The following is a 16,174-nucleotide window of genomic DNA, read 5'->3' as shown; positions in this document are numbered from 1 at the left end:
CCAGTATGAATTATTTGTTCATACTGGGGGTTTTTTGTAGAAACTTTATAAATTGATTGCTAGTAAGTGGTTTACTGAAATAGTAACCTTGCATATATTTACATTTATGTTTTTGCAGAAACTTAAGCTGTTTTTCGGTTTCAATTCCTTCGGCAACGACTGAAAGATTTAAAGTATTTGCGAGGGAAAGGATTGTAGAAACGATGGCTCGTTCTTCAGGACGATGATCAGCTAATTGTGTAAATTCTCTCGGTACTTTTAATGTGTCGATTGGAAAAATTGATAAATAAGCAAGAGAAGAATACCCAGTACCGAAGTCATCAATGGAAGTTTGGATACCGTATTCTTTTAATTGCTTCAGTCTTAATAACGTTTCTTTCTCGTCAATCATTGCAATTCTTTCTGTTAACTCAAGGGTTACATATTTTGGATCGACTTGCACGTCGTTTAATATTTGTGAAATGTTTTCGATTAATTGATCTTGCCGGAACTCTTTTGCAGATAAATTAACACTTATTTTTAAATTTTGGTAGCCAAAGGTATGCCATATTTTTAATTGGAGACAAGCTTCTTGTAATACCCAATGTCCAAGTGGGACTACTTGTGGCGTCTCTTCTACAATTGGAATAAACTCACATGGTGAAATGTCACCTAATAGCGGGTGTTTCCACCGTATTAAAGCTTCAGCACCGATAATTTTATTTGTTGTCGTATCAATTTGTGGTTGATAAACGAGATAAAATTCTTTGTTTACTAAAGCGATTGGCAAATCTTTTTCGATTCGAGCTTTTCGTTCCATTTTTTTATATAGTTCTTTCGTGTAAAGAGAGCTACCGTTTTTTCCTTTATTCTTTGCTTCGTACATGGCCATATCAGCATGCTGCAAAATGGATAGCGGATCTTCACCTGCTTCAGGATATATTGCAATTCCGATACTTGGTGAGATTTGTAAATGTTGATTTTCGATTTCAAATGGCTCATTCATGGCCGCTACAATCATATCAGCTATTTTTTGGACATCTGGCTTTTTTTTGTAATTCTCGATAAGGATTGTGAACTCATCTCCAGCTAGCCGCGCGAGTTTCATATTTGATGTTGATATTCTTTCGAGCCTTTTTGCTACTGCGATAAGCAATAGGTCTCCTACTCGATGACCGAGGGTATCATTAATAACTTTAAAACGGTCTAGGTCGAGAAACATAACAGCAAAAGACTTTTTCGATACTTTTGCTCGTGCAATTGCCTGTTCTAAATGTTTATGAAATGCACGACGATTTGCAAGCTCTGTTAAAGTATCATGGTATGCTAGGAAATTAATTTGTTCTTGTTGTTGTTTGCTTTCCGTAATATCTTTAATCATTAAATAAACTCCAGAAATTTTCTCCTTTAAAAAGATCGGTACGGCGGTAACGTGCAAGTAGTAAATATCTCTGTTTTTATGGTACGCCCGTATTTCTAAAGAGATAGAATATCCCTTTTTTACACGATGAAAGGCGTTAATCATTTCTTCTAAATCTTCTTCGTATATGAGTGAATAGTAAGGCTGGTTTAATAATTCATTCGTTTGATAACCGAGTAAAGTAGTACCAGCGTTATTTACTTTGAGAAAATTACCGTACAAATCTAATGTGAAGATTGGATCTGGATGATGCTCGTATAAAGATTTAAACATTTGTTGATTATGATAGAGTTCATTTTTCTGTTCTACTAAATCTTCTGTACGTAGTTCAATTTGTTTCTCGAGTTCTGAGTTGAATTGCATTTGAGCTAGCAATAATATTTTATTTTGTTTTCGAACTAAACTATGACGTATGAGAACGAAAGAGAAAGTTATTATAAGTCCGATTACTATAATAGGCGCAAAAACGTATTCGACTAATATAAAAACAATAAGCATTACTACCGAAATATACGGTAATGATAATCGGATTGCTTCACCAATTTTAAGTGTTAGTAGTACTTGTTCTTGTTTTTCAGGTTCTTTTGTATGGAGAATACAGGCAATTGCTACTAGTACTAAGGTTACTTGATAGAAAGGAGTAACTGTAAACATAGAATACTCTGGTATGAAGTATTTTATATAAGCATAAATCGCATCTGTAGTAGCATATAAAATTAAAGCACTGCCAAGAAGCGCACCAATCTTTTTAGGTAATAAGGATAGTGGTTTGAATAAAAGATTGATTCCTATTAAGAGAAAGAGTAAATCAGCCATTGGATAGGTAAGTTGAACAAATATGTCGATATAGGATGTTGTAAAGATGTGAATGGTTCGTTCAATAAGTAAGTAGTAACTTAAAGTAAATTGGGCTGTAACGATAATACAAATATCACATAGCATAAAAAGTTTTTCTAATGAATCTCGGTTATAAATGATTTCGTATAGAAAGGCAAATGCAAAACTAACTAAAAAAAGTAAGTAAAAAAAATCAGACGGATCAACGAACGTATAGAAGTCCTTTACAATTAAACGCTGATAGGCAACGACTATATCACCGATAAAATAAGAGAGAGCTCCAACAGATAATATGATCCAAAATAAACGAGGTAGCCCTTCTTTCATGTTTGAAAAGTAAAGAATATAACTACAAGCGATAATATCAATTAATAGGGTACTCGTTCCGATTAATAGCTGAAAAGGAAATGAGTATTCATATAGAAAAGGCATCGCTACGTAGTGAAGCGTTATGGACAGCAATACAATGCTTATAAGAATACTTACATGTGTTTGTTTTTTCATTTATATCACCTACGGTTCCTTGAAAAGCATATATAAGTTTTATATTTATTTTGCACAATTATAGCAAGTTGTAAAGATAGATTTTAATAATTCTTGTTTCTGTCTCCCAACATATCGACATAGGAATTTGAAGTTTGCTATAATGATTAGAATAGTTGCATTATTTAGAAAAATTTAAAAATAATAATTACTGCAACTAGGACATATTGTTTACTATGTGAACTTGTTCTTAATTTAGGGGGGAGGGTTTCACAATGGCAAGTGTATATGAAAATAGTTATATGATCGTTTTGATTTTCTTGCTATTAGGTATATTGCTGCCGGTAGTGGCTCTTACATTAGGAAGGATGCTGCGCCCAAATAAACCAAGTGCAGCAAAGGCGACGACGTATGAGAGTGGAATTGAGCCTTTTCATGATGCAAATATTCGGTTTCATGCTCGTTATTATATTTTTGCTTTATTGTTTGTGATCTTTGATGTAGAAACTTTATTTTTATATCCTTGGGCTGTTGCGTATGACAAGCTAGGTTTATTTGCATTAATTGAAATGCTCATCTTTGTTGTAATGTTGCTAGTTGGATTAGCGTATGCTTGGAAAAAGAAGGTGTTACAATGGTTATAAATTTTGAGGAATTACATCCAAATGAGCGAGCAGAATTAGAACGAAATATCTTTTTTTCTACATTGGAACAGTTGAAAGGGTGGGCGAGGAGCAATTCTTTATGGCCGATGACATTCGGACTGGCGTGCTGTGCAATTGAAATGATGGGAGTAGGCTCATCACATTACGATTTAGATCGATTTGGGTCATTTTTTCGGACTTCACCAAGGCAATCGGACGTCATGATTGTATCGGGAACAGTAACGAAGAAGATGGCTCCTATTGTTCGGCGTTTATATGATCAAATGCCTGAACCGAAATGGGTTATTGCGATGGGATCTTGTGCGACAGCAGGTGGTCCGTATGTAAATTCATATGCTGTTGTGAAAGGTGTAGACCAAATCGTACCAGTTGATGTGTATATTCCTGGTTGTCCCCCAAATCCGGCTGCTTTAATTTATGGAATTAATAAATTAAAAGAAAAAATTCGTTACGAAGCAAAGACCGGGAAGCAGGTGACGAATAAATGAGTAATCCAAACAAAGATTTAGAGGATCTGAAAAAAGAAGCAGCTAGGCGTGCAAAAGAAGAAGCGAGAAAACGCCTTGTAGCGAAACACGGGGCGGAAATAAGTGAGCTTGAGGCAGAAGATCGAGAAAAAGAGAAAGCGCTACCAAAAAATGATGATATTACTATAGAAGAAGCAAAACGACGTGCAGCAGCGGCTGCAAAAGCGAAAGCGGCGGCGTTAGCGAAACAGAAAAGAGAAGGGACAGAAGAAGTAACGGAAGAAGAAAAAGCGAAAGCCAAGGCGAAGGCGGCAGCAGCTGCAAAAGCAAAAGCGGCAGCGTTAGCGAAGCAGAAAAGAGAAGGAACAGAAGAAGTAACGGAAGAAGAAAAAGCGAAAGTGAAGGCGAAGGCAGCAGCGGCAGCAAAAGCAAAAGCGGCAGCGTTAGCGAAGCAGAAAAGAGAAGGAACAGAAGAAGTAACGGAAGAAGAAAAAGCGAAAGTGAAGGCAAGGGCAGCAGCAAAAGCGAAAGCGGCGGCGTTAGCGAAACAGAAAAGAGAAGGGACAGAAGAAGTAACGGAAGAAGAAAAAGCGAAAGCCAAGGCGAAGGCGGCAGCAGCTGCAAAAGCAAAAGCGGCAGCGTTAGCGAAACAGAAAAGAGAAGGGACAGAAGAAGTAACGGAAGAAGAAAAAGCGAAAGCCAAGGCGAAGGCGGCAGCAGCTGCAAAAGCAAAAGCGGCAGCATTAGCGAAGCAGAAAGCCTCGCAAGGTAATGGGGATTCGGGAGATGAAAAGGCCAAGGCAATTGCAGCGGCAAAAGCGAAAGCAGCAGCGGCTGCAAGAGCGAAGACAAAGGGAGCTGAAGGTAAGAAAGAGGATGAGCCAAAGCAGGAAGAACCGTCCGTAAATCAACCGCATTTAAATCAGTATGTTGAGGCTATTAGGGAGAAGTTAGGAGAGGGTGCATTAGTAGATTCCTATATTAATAAATTGTCAAAGGATGTGCCAACTCTTGTGGTGGATCCCGCAAAATATTATGAAGTGATGGAGTCACTGCGATTCCATGAGGGACTTGCTTTTGATTATATGTCAGAGCTACATGCGACGGATTTTGTGACACATATGGAAGTGTATGTTCATTTGTTTTCATATGGCAAGAAACAATCGGTAGCGGTGAAGGTAAAACTAGACCGGGAAGCGCCGCAAGTCGAGTCTGTGACAGCGCTTTGGAAAGGGGCTGACTGGCCGGAGAGAGAAGCGTACGATTTGCTAGGCATTGTATTTAAAGGGCATCCGAATTTAACGCGTATTTTAATGCCAGATGATTGGGTAGGATATCCGCTTAGAAAAGACTATGAACCGTATGATGTGGAGGTGTAGCTATGATCCGCACGGAAGAGATGCTTTTGAATGTAGGACCTCAGCATCCGAGTACACATGGTGTGTTCAGGCTCGTAATTAAGATTGACGGGGAAATTATTAAAGAAGCTACACCGGTTATTGGGTATTTGCATCGCGGGACGGAAAAGATTGCTGAGAGCTTACAGTATACGCAAATTATTCCTTATACAGATCGAATGGACTATTTATCAGCCATGACGAATAATTACGTCATTTGCCATGCTGTAGAGACGATGATGGGGCTTGAAATTCCAGAGCGTGCCGAATACTTGCGAGTACTTGCGATGGAGCTAGGAAGAATTGCAAGTCATCTCGTTTGGTGGGGGACGAATCTTCTTGATATAGGAGCGGTCAGCCCGTTTCTGTACGCGTTTCGTGAACGAGAGATGATTATAAATTTATTAAATGAATTATGCGGGGCACGGCTTACTTTTAACTATATGAGAGTTGGTGGTGTGAAGTGGGATGCGCCAGATGGTTGGATTGAAAAGGTGGAAGAGTTTGTTCCGTATATGAGAGAGCAATTGGCAGGTTATCATGATCTTGTTAGCGGTAATGAGATTTTCTTAAATCGTGTGAAAGGCGTTGGTATATATAGCGCGGAAGAAGCGATTTCGTATTCTTTAAGCGGAGCAAATTTGCGTTGCACTGGAGTAAACTGGGATCTTCGCAAAGATGAGCCATATTCGATTTATGATCGTTTTGATTTTGATATTCCTGTTGGAAGCGTGGGAGATGCTTGGGATCGCTACGTTTGCCGAATGCAAGAAATCGAGGAGTCTTTAAAGATTGTTGAGCAAGCGGTTCAACAGTTCCCGAAAGATGGAGCTGTGCTGGCAAAAGTACCGAAAATTATTAAGGCACCTAAGGGAGAAGCGTTCGTACGTATAGAATCGCCGCGCGGAGAGATTGGTTGTTATATCGCAAGTGATGGAAAGAAAGAGCCGTACCGTTTGAAGTTTCGTAGACCATCTTTTTATAACTTGCAAATTTTACCGAAGTTATTAAAAGGTGAAAACATCGCTAATTTAATTACGATTTTAGGTGGAGTTGATATTGTACTTGGGGAGGTTGATGGCTAATGATTGAGACGCTCTTACAATCACCTTCAAGCTGGACGAATTTCTTCATTTTTTTCGGATTAGCGGTGCTTCTACTATTTGCAGTCCTTGGCTTCGTTACATATGGAATTTTGGCAGAACGGAAAGTGATGGGGTTTATGCAAGGGCGGATTGGACCAAACCAGGTTGGAGGCCGATTCGGTTTACTGCAAACGGTAGCTGATGTTTTAAAACTATTATTGAAAGAAGATAGTATTCCGAAAGCAGCAGATAAACCGCTGTTTATATTAGCGCCTGTCATTGCATTTGCACCAGCATTTATGGTGCTTGCAGTTATCCCGTTCACTGATAAATTTCAATTTGCCGATATTGGAGTCGGGCTACTTTATTATATTGCTGTTTCCGGTATTACGACGATAGGTGTTGTAACTGGGGGATGGGCATCGAATAATAAATATTCCCTTTTAGGAGGGATGCGTGCGGCGGCGCAAATGATTTCTTATGAGATTCCGCTCGTAATGAGTGTAATTGGTATCGTTTTGCTAGCTGGTAGCCTGAATTTAAATGAGATTGTAGCGGCGCAGGAGAAGGTTTGGTACATTTTCGTACAGCCAATTGGATTCGTCGTTTTCTTAATCGCAGCAGTTGCAGAGTTAAATAGGACGCCATTTGATTTGCCAGAAGCGGAGTCAGAACTTGTTTCTGGATACCATACGGAATACTCAGGTTTTCGCTGGGCGTTTTTCATGCTTTCAGAGTACGTATATTTCTTCGGGATGGCATCGTTAATTACAGTGCTCTTTTTAGGAGGATGGAATCCAGTCATGTTTCTTGGATTTATCCCAGGTGCCGTATGGTTTGCTTTGAAATTTAGCAGTGTAGTCTTTCTATTAATTTGGTTCCGCGTTACGTTCCCACGTATAAGAGGTGACCAGTTAATGGAGTTTGGGTGGAAAGTATTATTGCCGATTGCACTTGCAAATATTTTCTTAACGGCATTGATTAAGGAGTTATTCTTCTAATCTATGAGGGGGGTGCCAGTAAGAGATGAAAGGACTATTTAAAGGATTAAAATATACATTAAGTAATTTGAGCAAGAAGAAGGTAACGTATGATTATCCAAATCAGCCGTTGCCGTTGCCAGACCGTTTTCGGGGGATTCAAAAATTTTATCCGGAGAAATGTATTGTTTGTAATCAATGCTCTAACATTTGTCCGACAGACTGTATTCAGTTAACAGGAAAGAAACATCCAGATCCTACGAAAAAAGGAAAAATTATCGACACGTATGATATTAATTTTGAAATTTGTATTCTTTGTGATTTATGTACAGAAGTTTGCCCGACAGAGGCAATTGTCATGACAAATAACTTTGAACTCGCGGAATATTCACGTGATGACTTATTTAAAAATTTGCAGTGGCTTGACGAAAACGACGAAAACGTCAGGAAGGAGAATAAGGCATGAATGGCGAGTTTGTAGCATTCTTTATACTATCCTTGTCTGCAATTATCGGCGGTGTTCTTATGTTGAACTTAACGAAAGTTATGCACATGATGCTAGCTCTCGTTCTGACATTTCTCAGCATTGCAGGTTTGTATTTTCTTTTATCAGCTGAATTTATAGGCGTTGCACAAATTTTACTTTACTCTGGTGCAATCACAATTATTATGATTTTCGGCATTATGTTAACGAAACATAACGCGGAAAATGAATCGCGTCTTACTCTTCGAAAATGGATTATCTTCTTTGCAGTTGTAGCATTTGGAGCGGTTATGTATTTCGCTGTTAATAATGTTGATTTTGCAAATGAAAGCACACAAGGAAGTTTACCTCTCCATGAAAACAACACACTTCAAATCGGTACGCTTCTCTATTCAAAATATATTATTCCATTTGAACTAACTTCAGTTATTTTACTTGTAGCACTCGTTGGCGCGATTATACTTGCGAAAAAGGACGAGAAAGAGGAGGATTCCAATGAGTAGCGTTCCGGCTTCTGCATATTTAACACTTGCGATTATTTTGTTTTGCATCGGTCTATTTGGAGCTTTAACAAAGCGGAATACAGTAATCGTATTAGTTTGTATCGAATTAATGCTGAATGCTGCCAATTTAAACTTAGTGGCGTTTAGTAAATTAGGCCTATTTCCGAATTTAACAGGTCAAATTTTCTCACTGTTTACGATGGCTGTAGCGGCAGCAGAAGCGGCGGTAGGACTCGCTATTTTAATTGCTTTGTATCGTAATCGTACGACAGTTCAGGTAGATGAAATGGATACGCTCAAAGGATAGCATTGTGACCGAAAAAGGGGGAAGGAAACAATGATCGATTATGCATGGCTCATACCGCTTTTCCCACTCGTTTCGTTTTTGTTACTTATTATATTCGGGAAGAAAATTAGAGAAGGAAGCAGCGTACTTAGTATTTTTTTCGTCTTTCTCTCCTTTATACTTGCGGTACTTGTGTTAATAGAAAGGTTTTCAGAAGCAAGCGTGAAGCATAAGTGGGTGTGGCTTAGAGCTGGAGATGTGGATATATCATTCGGCTTTGAGGTGACTGCATTAGGAGCTTTAATGTTATTTATCGTTACGCTTGTGAGTCTGCTTGTACATGTGTATTCGAAAGGTTATATGAAAGGTGATGAACGATTACCAACCTTTTACGCATATTTAGGACTCTTTACATTTGCGATGTTAGGGCTTGTTATATCAACGAATTTATTACAGCTTTATATATTTTGGGAATTAGTTGGCCTTGGCTCATTTTTACTTATCGGTTTTTATTTCTTTAAAGAAGAAGCGAAGGCTGCTGCAAAAAAGGCTTTTATTATGACCCGTATTGGGGATGTCGGTTTATTTATCGGGATGATTTTAATTTTTTGGTACGCAGGTAGTTTTGAATATGACGCAATATTTAGGGCGATTTATACAGGGGATTTACCTCCTTACATGATTACGATAATAGCGATATTAATTTTTATCGGGGCGATGGGGAAATCTGGTCAGTTCCCGCTTCATACGTGGTTGCCAGATGCAATGGAGGGGCCAACGCCTGTTTCGGCACTTATTCACGCCGCGACGATGGTTGCAGCAGGCGTATATTTAGTAGCGACGATGTTCCCTCTATTTTCAGCAAGTACAGTGGCGATGCAGACCGTGGCAATCGTTGGAGCTTTCACTGCAATCTTTGCGGCCTCTATCGGTCTCGTGCAAACAGATATAAAGAGAGTACTTGCTTATTCTACAGTTAGCCAGCTTGGATATATGATGCTTGCGTTAGGTTCTGCAGGTTATGTAGCCGGTGTCTTCCATTTAACGACACATGCTTTTTTTAAAGCACTACTATTTTTGGCAGCAGGAAGTGTAATTCATGCAGTGCATACGCAAAACATTAATAAAATGGGCGGTTTACAGAAGAAGATGAAAGTAACTGGTACGTTATTTCTAATAGGTACCCTTGCCATTAGCGGTGTTCCGCTCCTTTCCGGTTTTTTCAGCAAAGATGAAATTTTAGCGGCGACTTGGATGAATGGCAATTACGTTTTATTTACTTTAGCAGTAATTGCGGCGTTTTTGACAGCGTTTTATATGTTCCGCTTATACTTTCTTGTCTTTACCGGAGAAACGAAGACGAAGGAAGATGTGCATGAGTCGCCCCGCGTTATGACGTATCCAATGATTGTTCTCGGCGTTCTCGCAGTAGTGGCAGGATATATAAATACACCATGGTTCGGTACGTTTCTCGGAGATTGGTTGACGAAAGATGTAGGGTTCAAGGTTGAAGAAGCGCATGGACCAGTTTGGATTATGATTGTTGCGACGCTCGTTTCATTTGCGGGAATCGCTCTTGCATATTTCATATATGGCAAGAAATCAATTTCTAGAGATTGGGCTGGGGGTACGGAAACCTCGCTTTATAATCTTTTGAAAGAAAAATATTACGTGGATGAACTATACAACATGACGGTGATCCCTATTACAAAAGGAATCGCTCATGTGCTTCGCTTATTTGAAGTGTATGTAGTCGAGGGAATTGCAGTTTTAATTGGAAGCGTAGTTAAAGGCACAAGTAATCTTGGATCGAAACTTCAAAACGGGAATGTACAAGTGTACGGTACTGTAACGGCGGTTTCGCTCGCTGTACTCGTCATTATTTTGCTCTATACAGGAGGGGATTTACGATGAATGATTTGTTGTTAACGTTCTTCATTTTTTCCCCGCTTTTAGGAATTTTATTGCTTGTATTAACACCGAAAAAGGAATTGCGTACAGTGCGGGCGCTTGGCTTATTTGGGACGGCACTTCCATTTGGAATCGCTATCGTCCTCGCTTGTACATATGCTTCTGGAAAGAGTTTGTCACTATTTGATGAAAAGGTGAAATGGATTAAGTTCGGAGATTTTACAGCGGTAGATAAAAGGTGGTTTTCTATTTATTACGAGCTCGGTATTGATGGTTTGTCGCTTGTTATGATGGTGCTGACGGCTCTTCTAGCGATGCTCGCAGCAATTGCAGCCTTTTCTATTAAAAGAAATTTAAAAGCATTTTATATGCTGTTACTCATGCTAGAAATAGGGATGCTCGGCGTCTTTGCTGCTCAAAATCTAATGTTGTTTTTTATCTTCTTTGAAATTACGTTGCCACCAATGTTCTTATTGATTGGGAAGTGGGGGAAATTATCGAGCGAAAAGGCTGCGTATAGTTATTTAATATATAACGGTATTGGCTCAGCTATTTTGCTCATTGTTTTCTCAATTTTGTTCGCGAAAACAGGTACAACAAATATTGTGGAGCTGAAAGAGATATTAAGAAGCGTAAGTGCAGAAGGAGAACTCATCATCCCAAGTAGCTTGCAGCTTGGTGTATTTATTTCCATAATGATTGCCTTTGCAATTAAACTACCTGTTTTTCCGTTGCACCGTTGGATGGTCAATGTGCACATAGAAGCGCATCCAGCTGTAGTTATGCTTCATGCTGGAGTTTTGTTAAAGATTGGAGCATACGGTATTATTCGCTTCGGAAAAGGGCTATTCCCGGAATATTTTCACGATGTTGCAACATTAATTGCGATATTAGGTGTAATTAATTTATTATACGGTGCCTTTTTAGCGCTCATCCAAACGGACTTTAGGAAAGTACTGGCTTACTCTAGTATTTCGCATATGGGAATTGTGTTAATGGGACTTGCGTCACTTAATGCACCGGGTACACAAGGGGCGTTATTCCAGGTTGTATCGCACGGTTTAATTGCAGCCTTACTGTTTTTCTTACTCGGTGTTATAGAACAACGTTTCGGAACATCAGAAATTACAGCGCTTGGTGGACTCGCAAAAAGTGTCCCAGTACTTAGCGGCTTCTTCTTAGCAGGAGGAATGGCATCGCTTGGATTACCAGGGATGTCTGGGTTTGTTAGTGAATTTCTTGCCTTTCTCGGTTTATTTCAAGGAGAGCCCGTCATTGCTGCAGTCGGTGTGATTGGCATCATTTTAACCGCTGTATATGTATTAAGGGCGACACTTCAAGTGACATTCGGAAAGAAAGAGTGGGAAGCAAAATCTGATATACATGGATGGGAGTATGTCCCTGTTTTACTACTTATCTTTTGTATTATTGCAATTGGAGTTATGCCAGAGATACTAGGGGATCCGCTTCAAAATACATTGAAAACATTGGGGGTGAAGTAGGATGGATATGAATACGTTACTTAGCTTATCGTGGCATCTAATGGTGCCAGAATTTATTATTCTCGGGGCCGCCATCCTTCTGTCCATATGTGATTTGTTTTTTAAGCTGAACCATAGATATGTAGCTCTTGGTGCGATCGCTGCCATCGTAATAGCAATTGTGTCATTAATTACGCTATATAGCGAACCAGCTGGAGATATTTTAAATGGCTCGTTTGTGTTAGATGGATTTTCAAAAGGGTTTAAAACGTTGTTATTAGGCGCCTCAGCTCTCGTTTTATGCATCGCAATGAGCGATGATAAGAAGAATCCGATTGAAGATAAGGGCGAATATTATTACTTATTTTTAATGGCACTTCTTGGTGCGATGTTCATGGCTTCTAGTGTTGACTTTATCACCCTTTTCGTTGGTTTAGAGTTACTTTCACTTTCTTCTTATATTTTAGTAGGAATACGAAAAAAGAACCGTGCATCAAATGAAGCGGCAATGAAATATGTCATTAGCGGAGGAATTGGAACGGCGATCACGCTCTTCGGAATGAGTTATTTATACGGTATTACAGGTTCAACTAACATTGTAGATATGCAAAAGGTACTCACTGGGGAGCTCGCTAGTGGTATTCAGTTATTGCTAGCTCTCGCATTTCTTTTATTGCTAGTCGGTCTCTCATTTAAAATTGCCACAGTGCCGTTTCATATGTGGGCACCTGATGTGTATGAAGGAGCGACTACACCTGTTACTGCCTTTCTTGGAACGATTTCTAAAATTGCTGGGTTCCTACTCATTATTCGTTTGTTCCTTATGGTTTTTGCAAGTGTATTAATACAAGGAGATATGCAATCTTTATATGGGCATATGAGTATATATATTGCGGTGCTAGCAAGTATTACGATGATTGTTGGGAATGTAGTCGCGTTAAAACAATACAACGTAAAACGTTTATTTGCTTATTCAGGCATTGCGCATGCTGGGTATTTGCTCGTTCCACTTGTGGCATTATCACCATTTACGCTGGATAGCATGTGGTTTTATATGTTGGCATACATGCTTATGAATATAGGCGCGTTTGCCATTATCCACGGTTTAATCTTACAAAACGATAAGGAAAATATAACGATTTTCACCGGATTATATAAGAAATCACCATTTGCAGCGATCATGATGACAATCTTTATTTTATCGCTGGCCGGGATACCAGGGACGGCTGGCTTCATTGGAAAGATTAACATCTTTTTAGGCGCGCTTCATGTAGAGCCAGCACATTACGTACTAGCTTCGATTATGATGGGTACGACAGTTGTTTCATTCGTATATTATTTCCGTATTTTACAACAAATGTTTTTCCGCACCGGAGAGACAGAAGAGAGGATACGGTTACCATTAAATATAAAGGTTGTTATGAGCCTTTGTGCAATTTCGATTGTAATACTAGGGATTATGCCGATGATTGGGTACAATTTCTTTTATGAATATTTTCCATTAATGAAAGATTTCTTCTTCTTAGGGAACGTGGTACAATAGTGAAAATAAAAGGTGTGGAGTCAGTACTCTGCGCTTTTTATTTTGTGTTAACTTGTAATGTAGATATACGTTTTTTGAAAGAAAATCACGATGTAAAATGTAAGATGTCTATGTGCATTTGAAAAAGTGTGGCTCCTACTTATTATGGTATCGTTTTTATATTCTTTCATAAGTAGTAGCTGAGTAAAAAGGGGTCGATTTTTTGGCACAACTTTTAGGGCAACAAGCACTGATTGCCATTGTTTCGCATTTATTGTTTATTACCATTACGTGGTGGGCTTTGCAAGGCATTCACATTGAGCGTTTAATGAAGTCCGGAAAAGTGCTGCAGACGCGAGTATTACTCATCTTAATTACAATTGCAATTGGGACATCTGTAAGTAACTTTTTCCTTGATTATTTAGGCTATTCGAAGAGTTTAACGTATTTAGTAAAGTAAGTGTATAGAACCTCAAATCTCCGTTAACAATGGGGATAGGAGGGGATGAAATTGAAGCTTAAAGCCATTCTTATTGTTGCACTTAGTGTTGTTTTATTTTTGGTTGGATATAGAGAGATGAAACCGATAAGCGATGAACAGAAAATGGAGAGCATGATTAAGGCTTTAGAGAAAAATGATGCTAAAGTAGAAAAATGGTCATGGTTAGCTAGAGAAACAAAAACAATTTCTAATATACATACGTTTCAAAAGTTGTTAAACGATGTGAAGGACAAGGCAAATATTCAAAAGTGGGAAGTAGAGCAATCTCCAGATGGATATAAAGCTACATCCTATAAAAAGTTTGCTTCTCATGAAGAACGAGTAGTAGTAACTTGGAGTAAAGAAAATACTAAAGAAAACACTTTCATTATCTTTGAAGTAAGTGGGGCGAAATGGGACCCGAAGTATGTTCAAAAAGTAAATAAAATTTTTAGTGAAAAACCTATAATTTACACTTGTGTTCAAGGTGTACTGAATGATAAGATTGAAGGTGTTTTGCAAAATAAAACCAATCAGGTTTTGAAAGATCTTTCAGCAAGAGCGATCGAACAAGTAGAAGAAAGAGCATTTGTGTCAGTCTCCGCATACAATAAAAAGTGGGATGACGCTCTTTCAACAAATAGAGAGAAAATAAATGTGCAAATAGCAATACGTTCTACAGACAACAAAGATACAATTGTGGTTGGCACACCGATCATAACTTCTGAGTATTGAGTGAATAGATACTGAAAAAAGGACACGGAGGGGAATAATTTGGAAAAGATCATCGTCCGTGGCGGAAAGCGGTTAAACGGCACAGTGCGTGTTGAGGGCGCAAAAAATGCTGTATTACCTATAATCGCTGCAGCCCTATTAGCGAGTGATGGAAAGAATGTACTATCTGAAGTACCAGTTTTGTCTGATGTATACACAATTAATGAGGTATTACGTCATTTAAATGCTGAAGTCGTATTTGAAAATAATCAAGTAACAATCGATTCTTCTAAAGAACTAAACATTGAAGCACCATTTGAATATGTACGTAAAATGCGTGCATCTGTTCAAGTAATGGGACCATTATTAGCACGTAACGGTCGTGCTCGTATTGCACTTCCTGGTGGATGTGCAATCGGTTCACGTCCAATTGACCAACATTTAAAAGGCTTCGAAGCAATGGGAGCAAAAGTACAGGTTGGTAACGGTTTTGTTGAGGCATATGTTGAGGGAGAACTAAAAGGAGCTAAAATCTACTTAGACTTCCCAAGCGTAGGCGCGACAGAAAACATTATGTCTGCAGCTACATTAGCAAAAGGGACAACAATTCTTGAAAACGCAGCGAAAGAACCAGAAATCGTTGACTTAGCTAACTTCTTAAATGCGATGGGAGCGAAAGTACGCGGAGCTGGAACTGGAACGATTCGTATCGAAGGCGTTGATAAATTATATGGTGCAAACCACTCTATTATTCCTGACCGTATTGAAGCGGGAACATTCATGGTTGCAGCAGCAATTACTGGTGGAGACATCTTAATTGAAAATGCTGTACCTGAACATTTACGCTCAATTACAGCGAAAATGGAAGAAATGGGTGTTAAAATTATTGAGGAAAACGAAGGTGTACGTGTTATCGGCCCAGATAAGTTAAAAGCGGTTGATATTAAAACTATGCCTCACCCAGGTTTCCCAACAGACATGCAATCACAAATGATGGCATTATTACTACAAGCTGATGGAACAAGCATGATTACAGAAACGGTATTCGAAAACCGCTTTATGCACGTTGAAGAATTCCGTCGTATGAATGCTGATATTAAAATTGAAGGTCGTTCTGTTATTATGAACGGTCCAAACAGCTTACAAGGTGCTGAAGTAGGCGCAACTGATTTACGTGCTGCAGCTGCATTAATCTTAGCTGGTTTAGTATCAGAAGGTTATACTCGTGTAACTGAGTTAAAACATCTTGACCGTGGTTATGTAGATTTCCATAAGAAATTAGCTGCATTAGGTGCAACTATTGAACGTGTAAACGAAAAAGTAGAAGAAGTGAAAGAACAAGAAGTTTCTGATCTTCACGCTTAATTGAAATAGTCTCTATGTCTTTTGACATAGGGGCTATTTTTTTTGGGTTATTACTGTTATAGTCAATAAATTCCATACTTATGCACGTACCAGTAAAAATATTTAGAAAATTTA

15 protein-coding genes are annotated in these 16,174 nt (G+C 38.8%); 14 read left to right on the top strand and 1 reads right to left on the bottom strand.

What is annotated here, in order from left to right; translation table 11 throughout:
- Positions 1-10: 10 nt before the first annotated feature.
- On the bottom strand, positions 11-2,740 hold the full coding sequence (locus QCI81_RS13325) for a putative bifunctional diguanylate cyclase/phosphodiesterase (RefSeq protein WP_353810805.1): 2,730 nt from the start codon (positions 2,738-2,740) through the stop codon (positions 11-13).
- Positions 2,741-2,994: 254 nt separating this feature from the next.
- Here QCI81_RS13325 and nuoA point away from each other — a divergent pair, with 254 nt between their 5' ends.
- The 14 genes from nuoA (at position 2,995) to murA (ending at position 16,060) form a co-directional block, all read left to right on the top strand.
- Entirely contained in the window at positions 2,995-3,363 is a 369-nt protein-coding gene (gene nuoA, locus QCI81_RS13320) for an NADH-quinone oxidoreductase subunit NuoA (RefSeq protein WP_000179273.1), read from the top strand.
- On the top strand, positions 3,354-3,872 hold the full coding sequence (gene nuoB / locus QCI81_RS13315; protein WP_000236331.1) for an NADH-quinone oxidoreductase subunit NuoB: 519 nt from the start codon (positions 3,354-3,356) through the stop codon (positions 3,870-3,872). Before nuoA ends, nuoB begins: the two co-directional genes overlap by 10 nt.
- Positions 3,869-5,230, top strand: coding sequence for an NADH-quinone oxidoreductase subunit C (locus QCI81_RS13310; RefSeq protein ID WP_353810804.1), 1,362 nt, complete (start codon positions 3,869-3,871; stop codon positions 5,228-5,230). Before nuoB ends, QCI81_RS13310 begins: the two co-directional genes overlap by 4 nt.
- 2 nt (positions 5,231-5,232) lie before the next feature.
- The gene (nuoD, locus tag QCI81_RS13305; protein WP_000621434.1) at positions 5,233-6,333 is read left to right on the top strand and encodes an NADH-quinone oxidoreductase subunit NuoD; all 1,101 of its coding nucleotides are present in this window, start codon (positions 5,233-5,235) and stop codon (positions 6,331-6,333) included.
- On the top strand, positions 6,333-7,334 hold the full coding sequence (gene nuoH / locus QCI81_RS13300; protein WP_000573426.1) for an NADH-quinone oxidoreductase subunit NuoH: 1,002 nt from the start codon (positions 6,333-6,335) through the stop codon (positions 7,332-7,334). Before nuoD ends, nuoH begins: the two co-directional genes overlap by 1 nt.
- Before the next feature lie 25 nt (positions 7,335-7,359).
- The gene (gene nuoI / locus QCI81_RS13295) at positions 7,360-7,779 is read left to right on the top strand and encodes an NADH-quinone oxidoreductase subunit NuoI (RefSeq protein ID WP_000677191.1); all 420 of its coding nucleotides are present in this window, start codon (positions 7,360-7,362) and stop codon (positions 7,777-7,779) included.
- Complete coding sequence (locus tag QCI81_RS13290) at positions 7,776-8,300, top strand: NADH-quinone oxidoreductase subunit J (protein ID WP_001012812.1); 525 nt, start codon at positions 7,776-7,778, stop codon at positions 8,298-8,300. The genes nuoI and QCI81_RS13290 overlap by 4 nt, the downstream gene beginning before the upstream one ends.
- Positions 8,293-8,607, top strand: a complete 315-nt coding sequence (gene nuoK, locus QCI81_RS13285; RefSeq protein ID WP_000100079.1) for an NADH-quinone oxidoreductase subunit NuoK — start codon at positions 8,293-8,295, stop codon at positions 8,605-8,607. Before QCI81_RS13290 ends, nuoK begins: the two co-directional genes overlap by 8 nt.
- Positions 8,608-8,637: 30 nt before the next feature.
- Positions 8,638-10,500, top strand: a complete 1,863-nt coding sequence (nuoL, locus tag QCI81_RS13280; protein ID WP_098852394.1) for an NADH-quinone oxidoreductase subunit L — start codon at positions 8,638-8,640, stop codon at positions 10,498-10,500.
- A complete protein-coding gene (locus QCI81_RS13275) occupies positions 10,497-11,999 on the top strand; it encodes an NADH-quinone oxidoreductase subunit M (protein WP_053563318.1) in 1,503 nt (500 codons plus the stop codon). The genes nuoL and QCI81_RS13275 overlap by 4 nt, the downstream gene beginning before the upstream one ends.
- A gap of 7 nt (positions 12,000-12,006) precedes the next feature.
- The gene (gene nuoN, locus QCI81_RS13270; protein WP_353810942.1) at positions 12,007-13,521 is read left to right on the top strand and encodes an NADH-quinone oxidoreductase subunit NuoN; all 1,515 of its coding nucleotides are present in this window, start codon (positions 12,007-12,009) and stop codon (positions 13,519-13,521) included.
- Positions 13,522-13,723: 202 nt separating this feature from the next.
- Complete coding sequence (locus tag QCI81_RS13265) at positions 13,724-13,960, top strand: DUF1146 family protein (RefSeq protein WP_000057889.1); 237 nt, start codon at positions 13,724-13,726, stop codon at positions 13,958-13,960.
- Between the two features lie 51 nt (positions 13,961-14,011).
- Complete coding sequence (locus QCI81_RS13260; protein WP_000767913.1) at positions 14,012-14,716, top strand: YwmB family TATA-box binding protein; 705 nt, start codon at positions 14,012-14,014, stop codon at positions 14,714-14,716.
- 39 nt (positions 14,717-14,755) lie between these two features.
- Positions 14,756-16,060 (top strand): UDP-N-acetylglucosamine 1-carboxyvinyltransferase, encoded by a 1,305-nt coding sequence (gene murA / locus QCI81_RS13255; protein WP_000411275.1) that lies wholly within the window; start codon positions 14,756-14,758, stop codon positions 16,058-16,060.
- The last annotated feature ends 114 nt before the right edge of the window (positions 16,061-16,174 follow it).

The sequence above is a fragment of the Bacillus cereus group sp. MG20 genome (assembly GCF_040459885.1).
GTDB lineage: Bacteria > Bacillota > Bacilli > Bacillales > Bacillaceae_G > Bacillus_A > Bacillus_A cereus.
The sequence above is the reverse complement of the archived record's forward strand: the minus strand, read 5'-3'. Positions and strand labels throughout refer to the sequence as shown.

What these genes read in the sequence shown, in the direction of transcription:
- QCI81_RS13290 (WP_001012812.1), top strand. Translation starts at nt 7,776, where the DNA reads ATGAATGGCGAGTTTGTAGCATTCTTTATACTATCCTTGTCTGCAATT.
- nuoN (WP_353810942.1), top strand. Translation starts at nt 12,007, where the DNA reads ATGAATACGTTACTTAGCTTATCGTGGCATCTAATGGTGCCAGAATTT.
- nuoL (WP_098852394.1), top strand. Translation starts at nt 8,638, where the DNA reads ATGATCGATTATGCATGGCTCATACCGCTTTTCCCACTCGTTTCGTTT.
- QCI81_RS13325 (WP_353810805.1), bottom strand. Translation starts at nt 2,740, where the DNA reads ATGAAAAAACAAACACATGTAAGTATTCTTATAAGCATTGTATTGCTG.
- nuoA (WP_000179273.1), top strand. Translation starts at nt 2,995, where the DNA reads ATGGCAAGTGTATATGAAAATAGTTATATGATCGTTTTGATTTTCTTG.
- nuoD (WP_000621434.1), top strand. Translation starts at nt 5,233, where the DNA reads ATGATCCGCACGGAAGAGATGCTTTTGAATGTAGGACCTCAGCATCCG.
- QCI81_RS13310 (WP_353810804.1), top strand. Translation starts at nt 3,869, where the DNA reads ATGAGTAATCCAAACAAAGATTTAGAGGATCTGAAAAAAGAAGCAGCT.
- nuoK (WP_000100079.1), top strand. Translation starts at nt 8,293, where the DNA reads ATGAGTAGCGTTCCGGCTTCTGCATATTTAACACTTGCGATTATTTTG.
- nuoI (WP_000677191.1), top strand. Translation starts at nt 7,360, where the DNA reads ATGAAAGGACTATTTAAAGGATTAAAATATACATTAAGTAATTTGAGC.
- nuoH (WP_000573426.1), top strand. Translation starts at nt 6,333, where the DNA reads ATGATTGAGACGCTCTTACAATCACCTTCAAGCTGGACGAATTTCTTC.
- QCI81_RS13275 (WP_053563318.1), top strand. Translation starts at nt 10,497, where the DNA reads ATGAATGATTTGTTGTTAACGTTCTTCATTTTTTCCCCGCTTTTAGGA.
- nuoB (WP_000236331.1), top strand. Translation starts at nt 3,354, where the DNA reads ATGGTTATAAATTTTGAGGAATTACATCCAAATGAGCGAGCAGAATTA.